The organism is Bacillus sp. FSL W8-0116, assembly GCF_038003825.1.
In the GTDB taxonomy this organism is placed as follows: domain Bacteria; phylum Bacillota; class Bacilli; order Bacillales; family DSM-4216; genus Bacillus_O; species Bacillus_O smithii.
Genome location: NZ_JBBOPY010000001.1, coordinates 174,004 through 192,915, shown reverse-complemented (window position 1 = coordinate 192,915; position 18,912 = coordinate 174,004). Strand labels below are relative to the sequence as shown.

The following is an 18,912-nucleotide window of genomic DNA, read 5'->3' as shown; positions in this document are numbered from 1 at the left end:
TATGCTTTTATTAAAAGCTCATCATGTAAAGCACTATGTACAGGATCGTTTATTGATAGATGCGGATCCATTGCAAATTCATCAAAATGATCGAATTGGATTAGTTGGTCGAAATGGCAGCGGGAAAACGACGTTGCTTCAAATTCTGGCTAAAAAGATTTCTCCAGAAGAAGGGGTCGTTATTCAACATATTCGATGCGAACTTTTACCGCAGTTTAAACGAACAGATACAACCATGTAACCGATAAAATAGAATTAACAGTTTTAGATAAATAAGATTTTACACTTCTTATTTGGGGAAGGGAGATTGTTTCAACCCCTTGCCCTAGGGCAAGGGGTTGAAATTCCGCCCTTTAAAACCAACCAACTCTATTAAAAAACATCTCCATCACTGGTATATTTTTATACAGAACAACTAGTATAGCGGTGATGGAGGTTTAGGAAAGGTGGACAAGTTTGAAGTGTATATTCAGATTCGTCAATTGTTAGAACAAGGATTTACTAAAACTGCTATAGCAAAAAAATTAGGAATATCAAGACCTACTCTGTATCGCTATTTGGAAAAGAGTCCAAAAGAAATGGCTGAATGGATTGATTCTACTAAAACTAGAAAGAAAAAACTTGATCCTTATAAAAACCTAATACTTTCTTGGCTCCGGGAACATCCAGAAATGAAGGCATCTCAAGTTGAAGATTGGTTGAAAGAGAGATTTCCAGAATTAAAAGTGTCTGAAAGTACCGTTAGGTCCTATGTAAGAAATCTTCGTAAGGAATATAACATTCCAAAAGAGAGTAGTAACATGCGAGATTATGAGGCTATTCCTGATCCGGAGATGGGGAAACAAATTCAAGTTGATTTTGGTGAAACACGTCAAAAAACACCTGAAAATAAAACCGTTAAATTGTATTTCATCGCTTTCGTGCTATCTAATTCACGTTATAAATATGCAGAGTTTCTTGACCGACCATTCACGACACGGGATGTGATTCGTGCACATGAAAATGCATTTCGATGGTTTGAAGGTATTCCACATGAAATAGTATACGACCAAGATTCGCTTATTGTGGTAAGTGAAAATGGTGGAGATTTAATTTTAACAAAGGAGTTTGAACAATATCGTCAAGAGCGAAGATTCAATTTACATGTTTGCCGAAAAGGTGATCCCGAAAGTAAAGGACGAATTGAAAATGTCGTTGGCTATATCAAACGCAATTTTGCCGCACATCGAATATTTACAAATATCGATCGCTGGAATGAAAATGCCATAAAATGGTTAAATCGAACTGGAAATTATAAAATTATAAAATCCATAATACGACGAAAAAAAGACCGGTCGAAGTGTTTCAGGAAGAAAAGAAACATCTAAGACCGATCACCAAAGAATTAACTAACCAATATTCAATACCTGTCTCTAGTATAACAAGAAGAGTAAGACAGGACAACACCATTATATACAAATCAAATCGTTATTCAGTACCTCTCGGTACATATAACAAACAAAGGGATGTTTATATTTCTGAAAGAGATGGATACTTGTACATTTATGCATCTGAAAATGGCCTATTAATCGCAAAACATAAAATAAGTAATGGAAAAGGTCAATTAATTCAAGACACGCAGCATACTCGGGATCGTTCTAAAGGAATCGATGCTTTTTTAGAAACCGTAGCAAGTTATTTTGAGGATTATGAATTAGCCAAATTATATCTAGAAGAAATCCGAACAAAATACCCAAGGTATGTTAGAGATCAATTACATATGATATTCAGAACGATTAAGCGTGCTGAACAACAAGAAGTTATAGATAGATCATTAACAGCTTGTTTTCAGCGAAAGCTTTTTAGTGCAACAGATTTTGTCGATATGGTTAAGTATATTGAACAGCAACGGCAAGTTTACATTACAAAAAATGATAAGCAACGTAATGTGCCAATTAAACCATTGGATGTAGAAACTGAATCTATTTTCTATATAACAACGCCACAAAGGGATCTAAAAGAATACTTAACTGTATTGGAGGCTGAAACGAATGAGTGAGTTAGACTTAGCACAAGAGCGTTTAAAAACATTACGCATGTCAGAATCAGCACAATATTTACCTAAATTAATTACAGAAGCAGAAAAATATGACAAAACTTATCTTGGATTTTTAAATAGTCTTTTAGAATATGAACAAAAACGAAGAGAAGAAAAGCTACTCGAAAGAAGATTAAAATGGGCTGCTTTTCCAAGTCATAAAACATTAGATGAATTTAACTTAGATGAACAACAGTCTTTAAGTAGAAAGCAATTAAATCAATTACGAGAATTAACCTGGATAGAGCAACTTTACAATATAATTTTTTTGGGGCCGCCTGGAGTGGGGAAAACTCATTTGGCCGTAGGTTTAGGTTTAGAAGCAATTCATCAAGGCTATAAGGTTATGTTTATATCAATGGGTGAGTTGGTTCATACTCTAAAAACGGAAGAAATTTCAAGAAAATCGCAGACAAGAATGAAAAGAATACGTGATGCAAATTTGTTAATTATTGATGATTTAATGTTTATGGCGATGGATCAGCATGAGGCCAATCTGTTTTTCCATTTAATAAATGACTTATATAATAAATCTTCAATTATTTGTGCGCCCGGCATGTACATGAACTATAGGGTGTAAGTCCCGAACCCCGAAGACAGAAGTAGAGGTTAGCCAAGAGCAAGGGTGTCCGTGGTGACGCGGAATCTGAAGGAAGCTGGAGGCAAAACACCGGTCCGAGGAACACGAACCTCATATAAGGCTAGGTATGATTGAGTGAGTTTGCATAACAAAACAAAGCTCTTTCTGTCGAAGGTCATATCGAGTAAATGAGGCGGATAGATGGTGTGAAAGTGCATGTACTTACCCGGGGAGGTCTGGCGGATAGGTGAAGTACTCTTCATAACCTACTTAGTGATAAGTAGCTGAACCGTCAGAAGTCAGCAGAGGTCATAGTATTAGTTGGTCTAGAACAACTAAGAAGGACCGAACAATTAAGAGAGAATAGCCCTTGGCATTCAGTGAGTCATGATGAAAACAGAAAACGTAGTACCTCACTTGAGGAAGGAAACGGTGAATCCCGTGGGGGACCTCTTGGAGGGTGGAGTGACCACTGGCATAAAGAGAACAGCTATTCACGGAAGGAGAATAACGATGCTTTTGAATCAAATCCTGTCACGGGAGAACATGCTTCAAGCACTAAAACGTGTAGAACAGAATAAAGGAAGCCACGGAGTAGATATGATGCCCGTACAAAACCTACGACAGCACATAGTCGAAAACTGGCTATCTATTAAGGAGGCAATTCTCAAGGGAACTTATGAACCAATGCCAGTCCGCAGAGTCGAAATCCCGAAACCTGACGGCGGTGTTCGTTTACTAGGAATCCCTACCGTAACAGACCGTTTGATTTAACAAGCAATCGCCCAAGTACTTTCAAAAGTGTATGACCCTACATTCTCTGAAAACAGCTACGGATTTCGACCAAACCGAAGTGCCCATGATGCGGTGAGGAAAGCGAAAGAATATATAAGAGATGGACATCGATGGGTTGTAGATATGGACTTGGAGAAATTCTTTGATAAGGTCAACCATGACAGACTAATGGGTACACTCGCGAAGAGAATCCAAGATAAACCATTACTGAAATTGATTCGTAAGTATTTACAATCGGGCGTCATGATTAATGGTGTGGTGTCAAGCACATTAGAAGGAACTCCACAAGGAGGACCATTAAGTCCGCTACTATCTAACATTGTACTAGATGAACTAGATAAAGAATTATTGGAAAGAAGAGGACACAAATTCGTTCGATATGCGGATGACTGTAACATTTACGTGAAAAGTAAACGAGCAGGACTTCGCACAATGGCAAGTATCCAGCTATTCATTGAAGGAAAACTACGACTGAAAGTAAATGAAAAGAAATCAGCGGTCGACCGTCCATGGAAACGTAAGTTTCTAGGATTTAGCTTTACCTATCATAAAGAGCCAAAGGTTCGTATCGCAAAAGAAAGCCTTAAACGAATGAAGAATAAAGTTCGTGAAATCACATCACGCAAGATGCCCTACCCGATGGAATACCGCATTCAGAAACTGAATCAATATCTAATGGGATGGTGTGGATATTTTGCGTTAGCAGACACCAAATCTATATTCCTTGGATTAGATAAATGGACTCGTAGAAGACTTCGAATGTGCCTATGGAAGAACTGGAAGAAACCGAAAACAAAGATACGCAACCTTATTCAACTTGGCATACCACAAGGGCAAGCGTATGAATGGGGAAATACTCGGAAGAGTTATTGGCGTATTTCAAATAGTCCAATATTACACAGAACCCTTGGTAACTCCTATTGGAGAAACCAAGGGCTGAAAAGTCTTGAAGCTCGTTATGAAAACTTGCGTCAATTATCTTAATTGAACCGCCGTATACGGAACCGTACGTACGGTGGTGTGAGAGGACGGGAGTTAATCGCTCCCTCCTACTCGATTAACCTCCAATAAGGCTCCCAAAGATTGGGGAGAATTATTGGGGGACCCTGCGATAACAGCAGCAATATTGGATAGAATCGTTCATCGAGCAGAGATTATTCACATAAATGGTGACAGTTACCGGATGAAACATAGAGCTTCTATTTTCGAATCATCAAAAGTGTAAAAGATAATTTGGCTAGTTGTATAATCAAATGCAACAAGCATAAAAAATGAAAAACCATAGATAAACCACGTATGATTAAGTCGACTAAAACAATATCGATACGGAGGATTTATCTATGGCAATTACTAATTCTACCATAGGAGCTCGGCATTTCAAACACTTAACGGCTTATGACCGTGGGAAAATTGCGGCCTTACACGCTGCTGGTAAGACTCAACAGGAGATTGCAGATTATGTTGGTTGTCACAAAAGCACCATCTCCCGTGAGTTAAGAAGAGGTACAGTGCCACAAAGAAAAAGCAACGGGAAAATTGTTCATGTCTATTTTCCAGACACAGGTCAACTTCTCTATGAGAGAAACAGGAAAGCCTGTGGCCGCAAGCTAAAACTAGACGATGCCATCGAGTTTATTAAGTATGCCGAAACTCAGATCCTTGATAAGAAATGGTCTCCTGATGCGGTATGTGGGAGAGCCAAACGTGATGGGAAATTCAAAGACAAAATGGTTTGCACCAAGACCCTTTATAACTATATTGATCTAGGACTTATAGGCGTTAAAAACATTGACCTACCTATGAAAATTACCCTGAACACCAAGAAAAAACGTAACCGGAAGAATAAGAAGATCTTAGGACGCAGTATCGATGAGCGACCAATTGAAGTCAATGAACGCCAAGAGTTTGGTCACTGGGAAATTGATACGGTTATAGGCAAGAAGACTAAAGATCAGGCCTTATTGACTCTTACTGAGCGCAAAACCCGTAAAGAAATAATTTTGAGAGTGACAGCCAAGGATAGTCTATCCGTTTCAGAAGTCATATCTCAGTTGAAAGTGTCTTATGGTAATCGGTTCTCTAAAGTGTTTAAAACCATTACGGCTGATAACGGTTCTGAATTTGCTGACCTCGGCCTTAGTGTTGAAAAAGATCTAACAGAGGTTTATTTTACACACCCTTACACATCCTGTGAACGAGGAACCAACGAGCGTCATAATGGCCTTATTAGGCGCTTCATACCAAAGGGGAGACCCATTTCCTCTGTGGCAGACGAAACCATTACCTATGTTGAAAATTGGTGTAACCATCTTCCAAGGAAGATCCTCAATTATCGTACACCTGAGGAGTGTTTCCAAATAGAGTTAGCTGGCTTAGCTTCTTAACCTTAAGCCAGCTAACCCAAAGGGTTGGTTTTTAGCAACTTGACAAAGAGCCTCTGCGGGCATGGCTACCAGCCATGAAGCCAGGTATACGGTACTGGCTGGGCCAACCAGGCTACCATGCCCACCACTCCACGTCAAGTCGCGCAGAGTGTCCCGATTCTACTTAATCATGGGTTATCTGGTCTTTCAATACTTGTTGCATTTAATATTGCAATTTAAGTAAAAGATAATTTATCAAAAACTGTAACATTTCACTTGACGCTCACAAACCAAAAGTGGTGGTGAAGTGACGCAAGAATATATTCAAAAAGCTCTTGTTAAAGATCCGGGACTTTTACTTGCAGACGAACCAACAACAAATCTTGATACAAACCATATTGAATGGTTAGAAAAGAAGCTGAGAGAGTGGCAGGGGGCATTTATCATTGTTTCGCATGATCGTGAATTTTTGGATGATCTTTGTACAACCATATGGGAAATCAATGAAGGAAAGATAAAAGAGTATGCAGGCAACTACAGCGATTACGTAAAACAAAAAGAAGCAGAGAAACATCAAGAACAATTAGCTTATGAAAAATATGTGAAAAAGAAAAAGCAGTTGGAAGAAGCATTAAAATTAAAAGAGAAAAAAGCGGAAAGAGCAACGAAGACGCCAAAAAGAGTCAGTGAATCGGAAGTAAGAGGGACAAAGCCATACTTTGCCAAAAAGCAAAAAAAACTGCAAAAAACAGCGAAAGCCATTCAAACGAGATTAGAAAAACTTGAAAAGGCAGAAAAAGTGAAAGAACTCCCACCAATTAAGATGAACTTGCCGAATGAAGAAACGATTAAAAATCGGATTATCTTTCGTGTAGAAGATGTAACGGGTATGATTGGAGAACGTATGCTTTGGAGCCATGCAAATTTTCAGGTTCGAGGTGGTGACAAATTAGCGATTATCGGTCCAAATGGAAGCGGGAAAACGACGCTAGTAAAAAAGATCGTCAACCAAGAGCCAGGCATCATGGTTTCTCCGTCTGTTAAAATGGGCTATTTTATCCAAAATTTAAATATATTGGATGTGGAAAAATCTATTATAGAGAATGTCCAATCCTCTTCAAAGCAGGATGAAACGCTTATTCGGACGGTCCTTGCAAGAATGCATTTTTTCAATGAAGATGTTTATAAGCCTGTAAGGGTTTTGAGTGGCGGAGAGCGAGTAAAAGTGGCACTATATAAGTTGAATTAAAGATTTACAACTGAACACACAAACGATCGATCGTTTGTTCTGGTTTCTGGTTGATTCGCTGAATAAAGGCTTGGACATTCTTTCTAATTTCTTGCACACTCGAATAGAACACGTTGTAAATCACGTCTGATTTCAGCCATTTCCATAGCCCTTCAATCAAGTTCAATTGCGGACTGTATGGTGGCAAAAAGACGAGCTCTAACCGATCTTCGTGTTCTTTTAAAAATGGCTGAATGAGTTTGGCATGGTGAATTCGAGCGTTATCTAAAATCATCACTATTTTGCCTGTGGGATAGCGTTCTAACACAAGTTGAAGAAATCGAAGAAATGTTTCCGCGTCATAGCATTCTTCTTCGATGCAAAACACTTCCCCTGTTTCGTAGTTCAACGTGCCAATCAGCTTCAGCCCTTGATGTTTTCCAAACGTCGGAATGATTCGTTGTTTTCCTTTGACAAACCATGTTTTTTGAATCGCTTGGTAATCACGAATCATCGACTCATCTTGAAAGAGGACATGGGCGATGTTCCCATCTACCAGTTTTTTTTTACTTCAGGGAAGGTGATTTCGACGAATTCTTTTTGTTTCTCTTCATCGGCATTGGCTAGTGTATAGGTCGGTTTCGTATAGCTTAGCCCTAACCGATGCAGAATGTCACTTGTTCCGCGAAGCGTGTATGTTGGCCCCCACTTTTGTTGAATGAGTTCAGCGATTATCGCAAGCGTCCAATTATATTTTGCTTCGAATCCCACATCTACGGGGAGCTGATGTTCAATGATCAAAGCCAGCTCTTTTTCCTGCTCAGGGGTCAATCGACGTGGGGCGCCAGGTGAGTATTTCATCTCCAGTCCATCAAGACCGCGCTGGGCGTAGGCATGAATATAGTTATAAATAGTTTTCTTGGATCGACCAATAATCGTTGCGATTTCTCCTTTGGTATATCCCTGCAAATGAAGATAAATCGCTTGGTAGCGTTCATATGCTCGTTTACTTTTTGCTTCTTTCATGGCAGTGGACAACTTTTCGATCTCGTCTTTGTGATTTGGCATCATATTTTCTCTCCGTTCCCCTATTTTCTCTTTGTATTTATTCGCCGTGGAACGGGAGAAAACCTTTATTTCAATTTATATAGCAAAACTATTTTTAAGTGATATCAATACGTTGATTTTAGATGAACCGACGAATTTTCTTGATACAGAATCTGTTGAAGCATTAGAGTCACTTCTAAAAGAATATGAAGGAAGCGTGATCTTCGTCTCACACGATCGCCGATTCATTGAAAATATCGCAACACGAATATTGATCATTCGTAATCAAAAGATAGAATTATTTGAAGGAACCTTTCAGCAATATAAACATGTTCAACCACAAAAAACTCGAGACAGCAAAAAAGATCAACGTCTCTTACTCGAAACGAAAATTTCAGAAGTGCTAAGCCGCTTAAGTATTGAACCGTCTAAAGAATTAGAAATAGAATTTCAAAAACTTTTAAAAGAAAAAAGGGAATTGGACATAAATAAATAATTTTGAATATTGATTTTATAATAAAATTTTGTAATAGTTAAATTTACATCAACTGTTAAGCCCCCATAAGCTAATGAAGGGGGCTTTGTTTTTGATATAAAAAACATTTAGACCGTGCAGAAACGGTGATCTATTCCTGAGGTAAAAATGCGCTATTTAAGTTTGAAATGACGGTTTTAATCCATTATTCCAAAAACAAACCATCTTAGCTTTTATAATGCAAGAAATTCTCCAAATGTAATTAGATATTGAACGAAGCATCGAACATGTATTATGGTCATTCCCCTAAGCTTCATTTAAATACATTGAAAAGAAGGGTAGGAAAGAGGAAGTTGAAAAAAGCAATTATTTTTGATATGGATGGTACATTATTTCAGAATTCGTCATCCGATCTTGCACATAATAGAGCCTCTTAGATTATGTGTACAAGCAAAAAATCAAAATTCCAAAATCATATTCTTTCTTTAACAATCTATTAAAGTTCTTGGTTCTTCTTTTGGTCCGAAGAAGATTATTCATGCAAGAATAAGGTAAATAGCAACTTTCCTATTGCAGGATTTCGTGCAATGAGTGAGATCTGTCTCTTGATGTTGAAATCGGCAATCGGAAGAACCTTAATAACGGATCGATCAATATTATAGGTAAAAATTTCCGGTAGAATAGATATGCCTAAATTGGCTGAAATAAACCCGATAATACTTTGACCAAAGTCAATTTCAAAAGAAATATTCGGTTGAGAATGATGAAGTCTATAGGCTTCTTCTATTAACATACGAACATCGCATGAAGAAGGGAGAACAACAAGGGGTTCATCCTTGAAATCTTTAAAATAAATGACATCTTCATGCTTAGCCAGTGGATGAAGATGATTGACAAACAAATAAAAAGGTTCTTTAAAAAGAGGTTTAGACCAATATGAATGTTGAATTGCTCGATCATCTAACAGCGCTGCATCGATGTCCCCGGTATGTAGGTAATTGAAAATATCATAATAATGATAAAAAATTTTAATATTCACTTCCCGGTCGTTTTCTTTAGCAGTAGCTAATTTATATGGGAGATAAAAGCTGGAAATACTCGGCCACGTACCAATTTTAATTTCTGAAGTTTTTTGTGTTGATAGAATCTTTTTTTGTATAGAACGAATTTTATGTAAGACAGGTTCAATTTCTCCAAATAAAATATCTCCGGCTTCTGTTAGTTCTACTCCTTTGGCAGAACGTGTAAATAATGTTGCTCCTAAATCTTCTTCCAGTTTTCTTATTTGCTTGCTTAATGCTGGTTGTGTCATATGAAGTTGTTCACTAGCTTTTGTTAAACTTTTTGTCTTCGCTGTAACCAAGAAAGCCTCTAGCCACTCTGTTCTCATTTTGATCCCTCATAACTTTTTGTTATATCCCTAGTATATAAAGGAAGTACTCCTAATGCAAAAATCATGATAGTCTTTGGATGAGTTCAAAACAACATCTAAGGAGGACAATCCTATGTATCCAAACAAAATGTATATAGATGGACAGTGGGTGGATGCAAAAGAAACCATTGATGTCATCAATCCAGCTACAAAGGAGATCATCGGCACTATTCCCAACGGCGGTAAAAAAGAAGCAAAAATGGCAGTAGATGCGGCATACTCTGCCTTCAAGGAGTGGTCTAAAAAGACTGCCGAAGAGCGCAGTCAACTTTTATTAAAATGGCATTGCTTAATTGAAGAACATACGGACGAACTAGCGGAAATCATAACAACTGAACTAGGAAAACCTCTTTCCGAAGCAAAAGGAGAAATTTTTTATGCGAATAGCTATATCTCTTGGTTTGCTGAAGAAGCAAAACGAATTTATGGCGAAACGATTCCAGCATCTTCTCCCCATAAACGTATTATAGTCAAAAAACAGCCTGTAGGTGTTGTTGCAGCCATCACTCCATGGAATTTTCCGGCAGCCATGATTACACGAAAAATTGCACCAGCTCTTGCTGCTGGTTGTACAACCGTTTTGAAACCATCTGAAGAGACGCCTTTCACTGCTTTGAAATTGGCAGAACTCGCTGAGCAAGCCGGGATTCCAAAGGGTGTCATAAATATTGTAACAGGCGATGCAGAACCGATTGTGGATGTTTGGCAAAAAGATGAACGTGTACGCAAGCTCACTTTTACCGGTTCTACACGCGTAGGGAAAATTTTAATGCGCGGGGCCGCTGACACTGTGAAAAAAATATCTCTCGAATTAGGAGGGCATGCTCCGTTCATCGTAACAGCTAATGCAGATATAGAGAAAGCTTTAGAGGGGGTTATGGCGTCTAAATTTAGAAATGCCGGCCAAACCTGTGTATGTGCAAACCGTATTTTTGTTGAAGAAGGAATCGCTGAAGAATTTTCTAATAAACTAGCAGAAAAAGTGTCAAAATTGAAAGTGGGTAATGGATTTGAAGAGGGTGTAGATATAGGTCCACTCATTAATGAAGCAGCCATTCGGAAAGTAAAGGCACAAATTGAAGATGCAAAACAAAAAGGAGCTAAAATCCTTGTAGGAGGTAACTCCATAAAAGAAGAAGGCTTTTTTATGGAACCAACTGTTATTATGAATGCTACTGACGATATGTACTGCATGCATGAGGAAACATTCGGGCCGCTTGCTCCTATCACAACATTTAAAACAGTAGAAGAAGCTATTGAACGTGCTAATCATAGTCCTTATGGATTGGCTGCTTACGTATTTACAGAGAATATTCAAGAAGCAGTTTATATAACAGAGGCATTAGAATATGGAATTATTGGTTTAAATGATGGTTCTCCTTCGGCCGCCCAAGCACCATTCGGTGGATTTAAAGAGAGTGGGATCGGTCGTGAAGGAAGCCATTATGGAATTGAAGACTATCTAGAAATTAAGTATATTTCACTTGGATTGTAATTGTGCCTCATAATAACAAAAAGGATCATAACGGGGAAATATCGATGAACACCAAAGTGTTTATAAAGCATCTTAGCAGAGAACTAAATCGTGCAGGCATCACCTTACAGACTTTTAAAATATCACTAGCAGCAGGAATTTCATGGTGGCTGGCGACTTTCATTACTCCCCATTTCTATCCTTATATCGCTCCGTTAACAGCCGTTTTAATTACCAATACGACTTTTGAAAAGGCTGTAACCAAAGCGATTCATCGTTTCTTAGGGGTTGTAGGTGGAGTGGCATGCAGTCTGATTGTCTCTCAGTGGATCATGCCTTCAGGAATGGCCGCTTTTCTAAGTATTTTTATAGGGATGGCAATGGCAAAAACTCTTAAACTTCATCAAGACAGCATCTCACAAATAGGCGTAACTGTCGTAATGGTTTTGGCTTTTTTGCATTCGGGAGGTTATGAATGGGCCCGCATCATCGAGACAGTCATAGGATCAGTCGTTGCCATTTTTGTCACTATACTTTTACCTAACAGGAGAGCAGGTCATGATGATACCCTTGACCTCGGCAAAGCAACGTAATATGTTGTTTTTTATGTTTATTATGTCTGTATTTCATTCAATTACTCGAAAAAGTACGGTTGGTTCATTTTCCTAGAGTAAACATATTGATTAAGGTATGCCAATTCGGCATACCTTCAGACTGTTGACAAATAGGTTTTATACCCTAGAATACTAGCTCACTGTCTTAATATTCTTATTATACGTTGAATGTCTGTTTCTACAGCAATACACGTTTGTTTAAAGCATCGGTTTTATCGTTCACATATTCTTGTAAAATAGTATTGATCCAACCTTCATATTTTTAACTGAATTTGTTTTTAAATCAATACTGTACATTTGTATTTGATTAATAAGCCATTCGGCTGCTTGAAACTTCATTGAAGACGTTTGTGCAATTCCTCCTTGGTACATACTGCTGGGATTTACGCTATAGATCTGTATAAAAACTCCTTCATATAAGCAAAAAGACCCACCTTGAGACATGGTCAGTGGTAATCATAATCCTCATACAAAATTTTATCAATTCATCAATGTTTCCCCACATAGAATATATAATCTTTTCTATACCAATGTTCAAAATCAAAATAATTGTATAACTATATTCCTGCGCCAATCTCACTACAAAAAGAAGGATTTTAGCAAATTTTGGCGAAAAAAAGAAGAAGAACTTCTAAAACACTTGTTAAAACTGGGGTAGTTTTTATGAAGAATTTTGAAATCGGTACTTTTCTTAAAGAAATAAGTGAGGTAATAGAAGAACAAAAATCTGTTCACCACAATAAGGCAAAAAATCGAATTGATGATATTTATAAATTTAGATCTTCCCTCATTGATCGTATTATTCAATTATCTGAAGGGTATGGTTTACTCGTCATAAGAAATGAAATTGTTTATTATCATAACGAACAACATACGATTGATATCGCTCTTTATAATGATGACGACTGTGTACTTGCGATTGAAATTACATCTTCGAGGTTGAAAAGAGCCATTATGAATCTTCTTCATCATTGTTCATTGTACCGATTACTTATTACGTATTATCGAGAAGCAAGTTTTTGTAAAAATTTATTACTTCGATATGATGAGCAGCGGAAAATTACACTTTTACATATAAAGAATTTAAAGTACGATACACCAGAAATAAACAAAATTCCCTCTAAGCTTGGCATCAAGAATGTAAACTCACCTTTAGAAGTAAAGATTGAAAACGCGTTAAAAGAGTACGGAATCAAATTTGAAAGCCAATATGCAGTTTATCAAAAGATGGGCAGTAGAAACAGTTGGATCCCTAAATATATCATTGATTTTGTGATATATGGTGAACATTGCAAAATTGCCGTTGAATGCGATGGGCTCCGTTACCATTTAACCGATCAAGCAAAAGTGTACGATACAGAAAGAGATTTATGGCTGCTGAAAAACGGATTTGATGAGGTCATTCGGCTTCCAGGAGATAAAATAAAGGAAAATTTATCCGAATGCATGAATATGATTCGATCAAAAATATCTGCGTGGGATCAATTTTACGAAATGAGGAATCGAAAAGCGAAAATTCTTAACACAAATCTCGATGTTTCATGTATCGGTGATTATGTTCAAATCGTATTAAGAGAGTTACTTCCTGTCTTCCATAATATTACTCTTAAAAAGAAGGAAACGACAAAAGAAAAAATAAAACAGTTTGTAAACACCATTTTTATGGCAGGTTATTCTCCTAACATTCAGACCTTTTATTACCAACTACCCCAATTAAGTGAGTTAATCACAAAAGGAAACGTCCATTGTGCATTTGTCGGCTATAATATCCCGTTTGTTTTATATTATGTTGAATCGTTATCGCAATGCCAGATTCCCAGTTGGTTAAGAAATGAAAAGAGAGTCGTGAAATTAATTATATATAAAAGGAAGTACCAAAAACGCCTTGCCATTGGTCGAAATACTCGCTCTTATGTATTAATTAACGGAAGTAATGGGATTGTTGAGGATTCCGATATTGTTAATAACGTCATCCTAAAGCAAGGAACAAAGCCAATCAAAAAGGAAAATACGGAAACGTTACGGAGCGTTCATACAAAGGAGAGTCAGTTAACTCCTGAAGTTCAAGGAAGTGGAATGATGGAGAAAAAGAAAACAAAATATTACGTGGTCTGGATAGGTAAACAGACAGGTATTTTTTCTTCATGGGATGAATGCAAACAATATGTATTAGGGGTAGCCAGTGCAAAGTATAAGTCATTTTCATCCATCGAAGAGGCTAAACAAGCTTATCATGATGGTTGGACGAAATACTATAGGACTGCAGAGAAGGCCAAAACATCCCAACAGATATCCCTTAATTTAAATAAAGATATGACATATATAGAAGAGAGCATATGCGTAGATGCGGCATGTAGCGGCAATCCCGGACAAATGGAATACAAAGGAGTGTACACGAAAACTGGAAAAGTATTGTTTCACTTTGGCCCTATTCTTGGAACAAATAACGTCGGAGAATTTTTAGCTATCGTTCATGCTTTAGCCTTCCTAAAGCAGTATGGAAAAGATTATCCTATTTATTCAGACTCCCTAACCGCTATCAAATGGGTGAAAACTAAAAAGGTTAATACTGCGCTAATAAGAAATAAAGACACCGAACGAGTTTGGCGGCTCATTGAAAGAGCGAAGCAATGGCTCAAAAAAAACGATTACAATAACCCTATTCTCAAATGGGAAACAGACATATGGGGTGAGATTAAAGCAGATTTCGGACGGAAATAGCCGGTTGTCTACAATTTCTATGTAATATGAAGATGTCGATGAAGTTTATAGTTTTCGATTGTAGTAGTATTGTTTTGTTTTATTTGGACTCTAAAACAGATTTAACACAATTATTCTTTTATGTAAATGAAGCATCAAAGCTAATTTGCTGTATTCTCTCTGAGAAGCATGTCAGTCAATAGTATAATTTTTAAAAATACAAAATTTAGCTTTTATTGAATTGATGGGTGTAATTATTAGTGAAGAGGGGGTACCTCGATTTGGGGCTAAAAGTTTTTGCGCGTATAAAGTTACCTTATATTATCAGAGCAAAAGATACAGTAGATGAAGAAGGATTGGTTTATTTGGTTCGTATAGCCGGGGAGAACAAAGATAGTCCAGTGATATTGATGTGTTAGTGGAATTTATGGATGATGCCATGACATTCGATGATTATATGGATTTAAAATTCAATCTGGAAGATCATTTTCAAAAGCCGGTAGATTTAGACATTTTAGATGATATCAAACCAGCATTAAAGCCTAGTATTTTAAGGAGTGCTAATTATGCAGAGAGAGCCTAAAGTTTTTTTACAAGATATTCTCTGCAGAAAAATTGAGAAATACACCAAGGGCTTATCTTATGATGATTTTCTAGACAAAGACTTAGTGTCGGACGCGGTAATTAAAAATATATTAGTGATTGGCTAAGCAACGAAAAACATTCCAAATGAAATCCGACAAGCACACCCACATATCGAATAGAGAAAGATGGCTGGCATGAGAGATATGATGATTCACGGTTATTTCTCCATTAATTATCGAATTGTCTGGGATGTTGTTCAGAAATAAGATTCCTAAGTTAAAAAAACATGTTGAGTAGTTACTAAATGAAAATTAGAGTGGATATTTTTTTAAAGACCAAATCTTTTTGAGTTGGCATAGAAGATGATAATCGATAATAATTTACTGTCGTTAAAAATCCATACTATCTATTTTCAACCGGCGTTCTCTTAAAATCTCTAGTTTCTCATCAAATGTAGTTGGGCGTTTAACATTTGCTGTATTTTCTAACCCCATAAATAAATGAAAAAGCCCCACCTTGGTACACATTGTTAAGAGTCGAGGTGGGTTCTGCTAATTTAATCGTAATCTTGTGTAAGTGAAGTGAAATGAAACATATGCCCATTTCTATAACTAAGATTAAAACAACTTCATCTGTTCGTTGTACGAAGTGTTTTTTTCATCCATAACATATCCCATTGCGCGATACCCCTCTAATCTTTTTTCAAACATCTTTTGCATAATCGGGATTTTTTTATCCACGTAGTCATATACACGTACTTCTTGTTTATTTGCATGAATTCGATGCAAGCGTCCGACATATTGTTGCAGGGTGCCTTTCCATGAAATTGGCATTGCTAAGAATAGAGTATCTAATCGGGCATTGTCAAATCCTTCGCCGATATATTTTCCTGTTGCAATCACTAATCTTTCCATGTCATCAGGAATGGAAGCAAGTCGTTGCAATTGTTCCATTCGTTCTTTTTTCGTCATATTCCCGGAGAGTACAATAATATTTTTGGCAAATCCTTTAAATAATTGCTTCAAAATTTCAATATGCTCAATTCGTTCCGTTAAGATTAACGGACAGCGGCCTTCTTCAAGTGCAGACAACACATCATCAAATAATTGCTGATTTCGCCGTTCATTGAGTGCTATTTCTGTATAAAGTTGCTGAATATCTTTGTGTGAGGACGTAAAGTTCGTGTACCTTGGAATTAAACGATGAACAAATGGCCTTACTTTTGCTTGTATTTTCCCGTCAATTTTATAACGAATAGGACCACACTGCATGTGAATAATAGGATGTAAACCATCTTTACGAATCGGTGTAGCTGTTAGACCATACACATACTTGGCGCGAACTTGTTTTAACACTTGTTCAAAGCTAAAGGCGGAAATATGATGGCATTCATCGACAATGATTTGGCCATATTGAGTAATAAATGACTTCAACTGACCCTTGTAATTTAAGCTTTGAATGGTTGCTATATCGATATTTCCTGTTATTTTGTTTTTTCCGCCTCCAATTTGTCCGATTTCTTTTGATGAAATATTAAGAAACGTTGATAATTGCTCTAACCATTGTTGCATCAACTGTGTACGATGAACGATGACTAACGTATTGGTTTTTCGTTCCGCAATAAGAGCTGCCGCTATAACCGTTTTGCCAAAACCAGTGGTTGCTGAAAGAACACCAGTATTGTGTTTCAATAATTGTGATATTGCATCGTGTTGCTGGAAAGTTAACTCACCTTGAAATTCCACATCAATCGTCTTGCCATCGAATTGATCATCAATGATTCCAGTTTGAATGGATAATGACGATAAAAGGTTGATAACCTCCTCCAAACAGCCACGAGGTAAGACCAAATATCCTTCCTTATCCCATGAGCAATTAATCACTCGCGGTATTCCGTATGTAGACATGCGATTTTTCTGGGCTCTATAAAATTCAGGATTCGCTAACGTTGCTAGTTTCGTCAACTTAGTTAAAAGAGAAGAGGGGGCTCTATCTTTTAGAATGTATAGACCATTCTTTAATTCAATAGTAATTTCCTCTGGATACACTTCGTTTACAGTAATAGATTTATTTTCGTAAAGCTGTACCACATCTTGTACTTCTTTTTTTGTCATCGTTTGAACAGAAGATAAATACATCCATTGGTCTGGATAAGGAGTAAAGGATTCATCTACAAATACACTATTGCCGTTTGTCCTTGGCTTTCGCTGAAGCGGCAATGCAATTAAATTTCCGAATCCGCCTTTTGGAAGCGTATCTTGATTCGGGAATAATCGATCATAGGAGTCTAAACCTATTTCATATCTTTTTTCCATTGTTTTAGCGAGCAATGTCATTCCCATTTTGCGAGCTAATGAAGCAGGAATCGCTTCGGAGAAGAAAATCCATAAGTGTGCACCATTCCCAGATCTTGAGCGTTCAATACTATACGGTACGGAAAACTCTTTACATACACGAACAAACGCCAACACATCCTCTTGCCAATTCTTTTTGTCAAAATCAATCGCCAAAAAGAAACACGTTTCATCTTTTTGCATTGGATAAATTCCAACCGTATGCTTCCCGCTTAAATGATCGTAAAGCACTTGATCATTTAGCGGTAGCAATGTTCGATGCTGACACTCACTGCATTTTATCTCCGGTTTTCGACAAATAGGCGGTTGCCACTCATAGGCGCAAGCAGGCGTATATCCCGCGCGACCGTTTTTTGATTCCCAGCGAACCGCATATACATCTGTTCGTCCTCTAAAAAGTTGCTTGAATAATCGTATCTTTTCTTCCGGTGACGATTGGTTGTTCACTATAGAACTAGCCATAGTTACAGAATGATTGTTTTCTTTCTTTTGCATCATCATTGAAAGAATGTGTTTTAAATATTCATTTTCTTTCCTTAAACGTTCACATTCCGCAAGAGCTTGTTGTAACTGAATCCGGATGTCCATGACTTTACCTCTAAAACATTTATTTAACTGTAATGATATTGTAAAGCATTGAGTTAGAAGTGTAAAAGTGATCATCCAAAATTAAACAACTCTTTATACTAGTATTTAATTAAATTACTTACTTTCAATCAAACCACTTTAAGGAAGAAGATGTTATCAGTAATCTCAAAGAAGGCATTAGTGAATTAGAAATAGCAAACATGTTTAATACATCTATAGCCAGTCAAGGAGCTATCGCTGCTTTACCAATGATCAAAATAGGTAGACACGCGGTTGGAGGACAACGTAGACAAAAATCGGAAATTAAGCTCCAACCTGGGGACTTAATATGGTTTGATTGCGATGTAGTCTGTAATGGGTATTGGGCAGATAATGCACGGGTGTTCTCATATAAATATATGAAACCCGAGTATGATAAATTTAATGCATTGTACAAGGGACAGCTTGTGGCAATTAATGAAGTAAAGATCGGTATGAAGGGAAAAGATGTATTTAAATTAACAATGAGTGCGGGTCTGAAAAAATTTCCATAAAGTCTTGACTTACTCTCCAATGCCGCTTAATATGCAGAGTGTTCCTGTAAGTAATTGGAATAATAAT

General features: G+C 37.2%; 11 protein-coding genes and 8 pseudogenes. 16 read left to right on the top strand and 3 right to left on the bottom strand.

The features are described from left to right. Position 1 precedes the first annotated feature (1 nt). The 8 genes and pseudogenes from N1I86_RS00865 to N1I86_RS00830 all read left to right on the top strand — a co-directional run. Positions 2-235 (top strand): annotated as a pseudogene (locus tag N1I86_RS00865) (ATP-binding cassette domain-containing protein); the annotation flags it as partial. A gap of 211 nt (positions 236-446) precedes the next feature. Then, positions 447-1,367, top strand: coding sequence for an IS21 family transposase (gene istA / locus N1I86_RS00860; protein ID WP_341094463.1), 921 nt, complete (start codon positions 447-449; stop codon positions 1,365-1,367). Then, a complete protein-coding gene (locus N1I86_RS00855) occupies positions 1,340-2,038 on the top strand; it encodes a Mu transposase domain-containing protein (protein ID WP_341097403.1) in 699 nt (232 codons plus the stop codon). The genes istA and N1I86_RS00855 overlap by 28 nt, the downstream gene beginning before the upstream one ends. Further along, a pseudogene (locus N1I86_RS00850) lies at positions 2,031-2,621 on the top strand (ATP-binding protein); the annotation flags it as partial. The gene N1I86_RS00855 and the pseudogene N1I86_RS00850, both read left to right, overlap by 8 nt. A gap of 549 nt (positions 2,622-3,170) precedes the next feature. Continuing rightward, positions 3,171-4,436 (top strand): annotated as a pseudogene (ltrA, locus tag N1I86_RS00845) (group II intron reverse transcriptase/maturase). 73 nt (positions 4,437-4,509) lie between these two features. After that, positions 4,510-4,677: pseudogene (locus tag N1I86_RS00840) on the top strand (ATP-binding protein); the annotation flags it as partial. 115 nt (positions 4,678-4,792) lie between these two features. Beyond that, positions 4,793-5,836: an IS30 family transposase gene (locus N1I86_RS00835; RefSeq protein WP_048622401.1), complete on the top strand. Its 1,044-nt coding sequence runs from the start codon at positions 4,793-4,795 to the stop codon at positions 5,834-5,836. A 271-nt stretch (positions 5,837-6,107) separates the two neighbouring features. Continuing rightward, a pseudogene (locus tag N1I86_RS00830) lies at positions 6,108-7,058 on the top strand (ATP-binding cassette domain-containing protein); the annotation flags it as partial. Between the two features lie 10 nt (positions 7,059-7,068). Here N1I86_RS00830 and N1I86_RS00825 read toward each other — a convergent pair. Further along, a protein-coding gene (locus N1I86_RS00825; RefSeq protein WP_076611651.1) for an IS630-like element ISBs2 family transposase occupies positions 7,069-8,114 on the bottom strand; the annotation gives its coding sequence in 2 pieces (ribosomal slippage) (positions 7,069-7,608 and positions 7,611-8,114; 1,044 coding nt in all). A 64-nt stretch (positions 8,115-8,178) separates the two neighbouring features. Between N1I86_RS00825 and N1I86_RS00820 the strand changes: the two are divergent. Next, a pseudogene (locus N1I86_RS00820) lies at positions 8,179-8,586 on the top strand (ABC transporter); the annotation flags it as partial. Positions 8,587-9,097: 511 nt separating this feature from the next. Here the strand turns inward: N1I86_RS00820 and N1I86_RS00815 are convergent. Next, positions 9,098-9,955 carry a LysR family transcriptional regulator gene (locus N1I86_RS00815; protein WP_341094457.1) on the bottom strand — a complete coding sequence of 286 codons (858 nt, stop codon included), beginning with the start codon at positions 9,953-9,955 and terminating at the stop codon, positions 9,098-9,100. Between the two features lie 115 nt (positions 9,956-10,070). Between N1I86_RS00815 and N1I86_RS00810 the strand changes: the two genes are divergently transcribed. From N1I86_RS00810 to N1I86_RS00785, 6 genes and pseudogenes are all read left to right on the top strand, one after another. Next, positions 10,071-11,492, top strand: coding sequence for an NAD-dependent succinate-semialdehyde dehydrogenase (locus N1I86_RS00810; protein ID WP_341094454.1), 1,422 nt, complete (start codon positions 10,071-10,073; stop codon positions 11,490-11,492). A gap of 44 nt (positions 11,493-11,536) precedes the next feature. Beyond that, entirely contained in the window at positions 11,537-12,064 is a 528-nt protein-coding gene (locus N1I86_RS00805; protein WP_341094452.1) for an FUSC family protein, read from the top strand. A 684-nt stretch (positions 12,065-12,748) separates the two neighbouring features. Beyond that, positions 12,749-13,540: pseudogene (locus tag N1I86_RS00800) on the top strand (endonuclease domain-containing protein); the annotation flags it as partial. A gap of 624 nt (positions 13,541-14,164) precedes the next feature. Continuing rightward, entirely contained in the window at positions 14,165-14,806 is a 642-nt protein-coding gene (locus N1I86_RS00795) for a ribonuclease H1 domain-containing protein (protein ID WP_390895364.1), read from the top strand. A 334-nt stretch (positions 14,807-15,140) separates the two neighbouring features. Then, positions 15,141-15,368: pseudogene (locus N1I86_RS00790) on the top strand (nucleotidyltransferase family protein). Between the two features lie 187 nt (positions 15,369-15,555). Further along, entirely contained in the window at positions 15,556-15,636 is an 81-nt protein-coding gene (locus tag N1I86_RS00785) for a HepT-like ribonuclease domain-containing protein (RefSeq protein WP_328205159.1), read from the top strand. Positions 15,637-15,987: 351 nt separating this feature from the next. On the opposite strand, the gene N1I86_RS00780 is transcribed toward N1I86_RS00785, so the two are convergent. Beyond that, positions 15,988-18,312, bottom strand: a complete 2,325-nt coding sequence (locus tag N1I86_RS00780) for a TOTE conflict system archaeo-eukaryotic primase domain-containing protein (RefSeq protein ID WP_341094450.1) — start codon at positions 18,310-18,312, stop codon at positions 15,988-15,990. A 113-nt stretch (positions 18,313-18,425) separates the two neighbouring features. Here N1I86_RS00780 and N1I86_RS00775 point away from each other — a divergent pair, with 113 nt between their 5' ends. Continuing rightward, positions 18,426-18,845, top strand: a complete 420-nt coding sequence (locus N1I86_RS00775; RefSeq protein WP_333560051.1) for a M24 family metallopeptidase — start codon at positions 18,426-18,428, stop codon at positions 18,843-18,845. The last annotated feature ends 67 nt before the right edge of the window (positions 18,846-18,912 follow it).

Coding starts and splice junctions, on each gene's coding strand:
- N1I86_RS00795 (WP_390895364.1), top strand. CDS start 14,165: ATGGAGAAAAAGAAAACAAAATATTACGTGGTCTGGATAGGTAAACAG.
- N1I86_RS00810 (WP_341094454.1), top strand. CDS start 10,071: ATGTATCCAAACAAAATGTATATAGATGGACAGTGGGTGGATGCAAAA.
- N1I86_RS00780 (WP_341094450.1), bottom strand. CDS start 18,312: ATGGACATCCGGATTCAGTTACAACAAGCTCTTGCGGAATGTGAACGT.
- N1I86_RS00815 (WP_341094457.1), bottom strand. CDS start 9,955: ATGAGAACAGAGTGGCTAGAGGCTTTCTTGGTTACAGCGAAGACAAAA.
- N1I86_RS00785 (WP_328205159.1), top strand. CDS start 15,556: ATGGCTGGCATGAGAGATATGATGATTCACGGTTATTTCTCCATTAAT.
- N1I86_RS00835 (WP_048622401.1), top strand. CDS start 4,793: ATGGCAATTACTAATTCTACCATAGGAGCTCGGCATTTCAAACACTTA.
- N1I86_RS00805 (WP_341094452.1), top strand. CDS start 11,537: ATGAACACCAAAGTGTTTATAAAGCATCTTAGCAGAGAACTAAATCGT.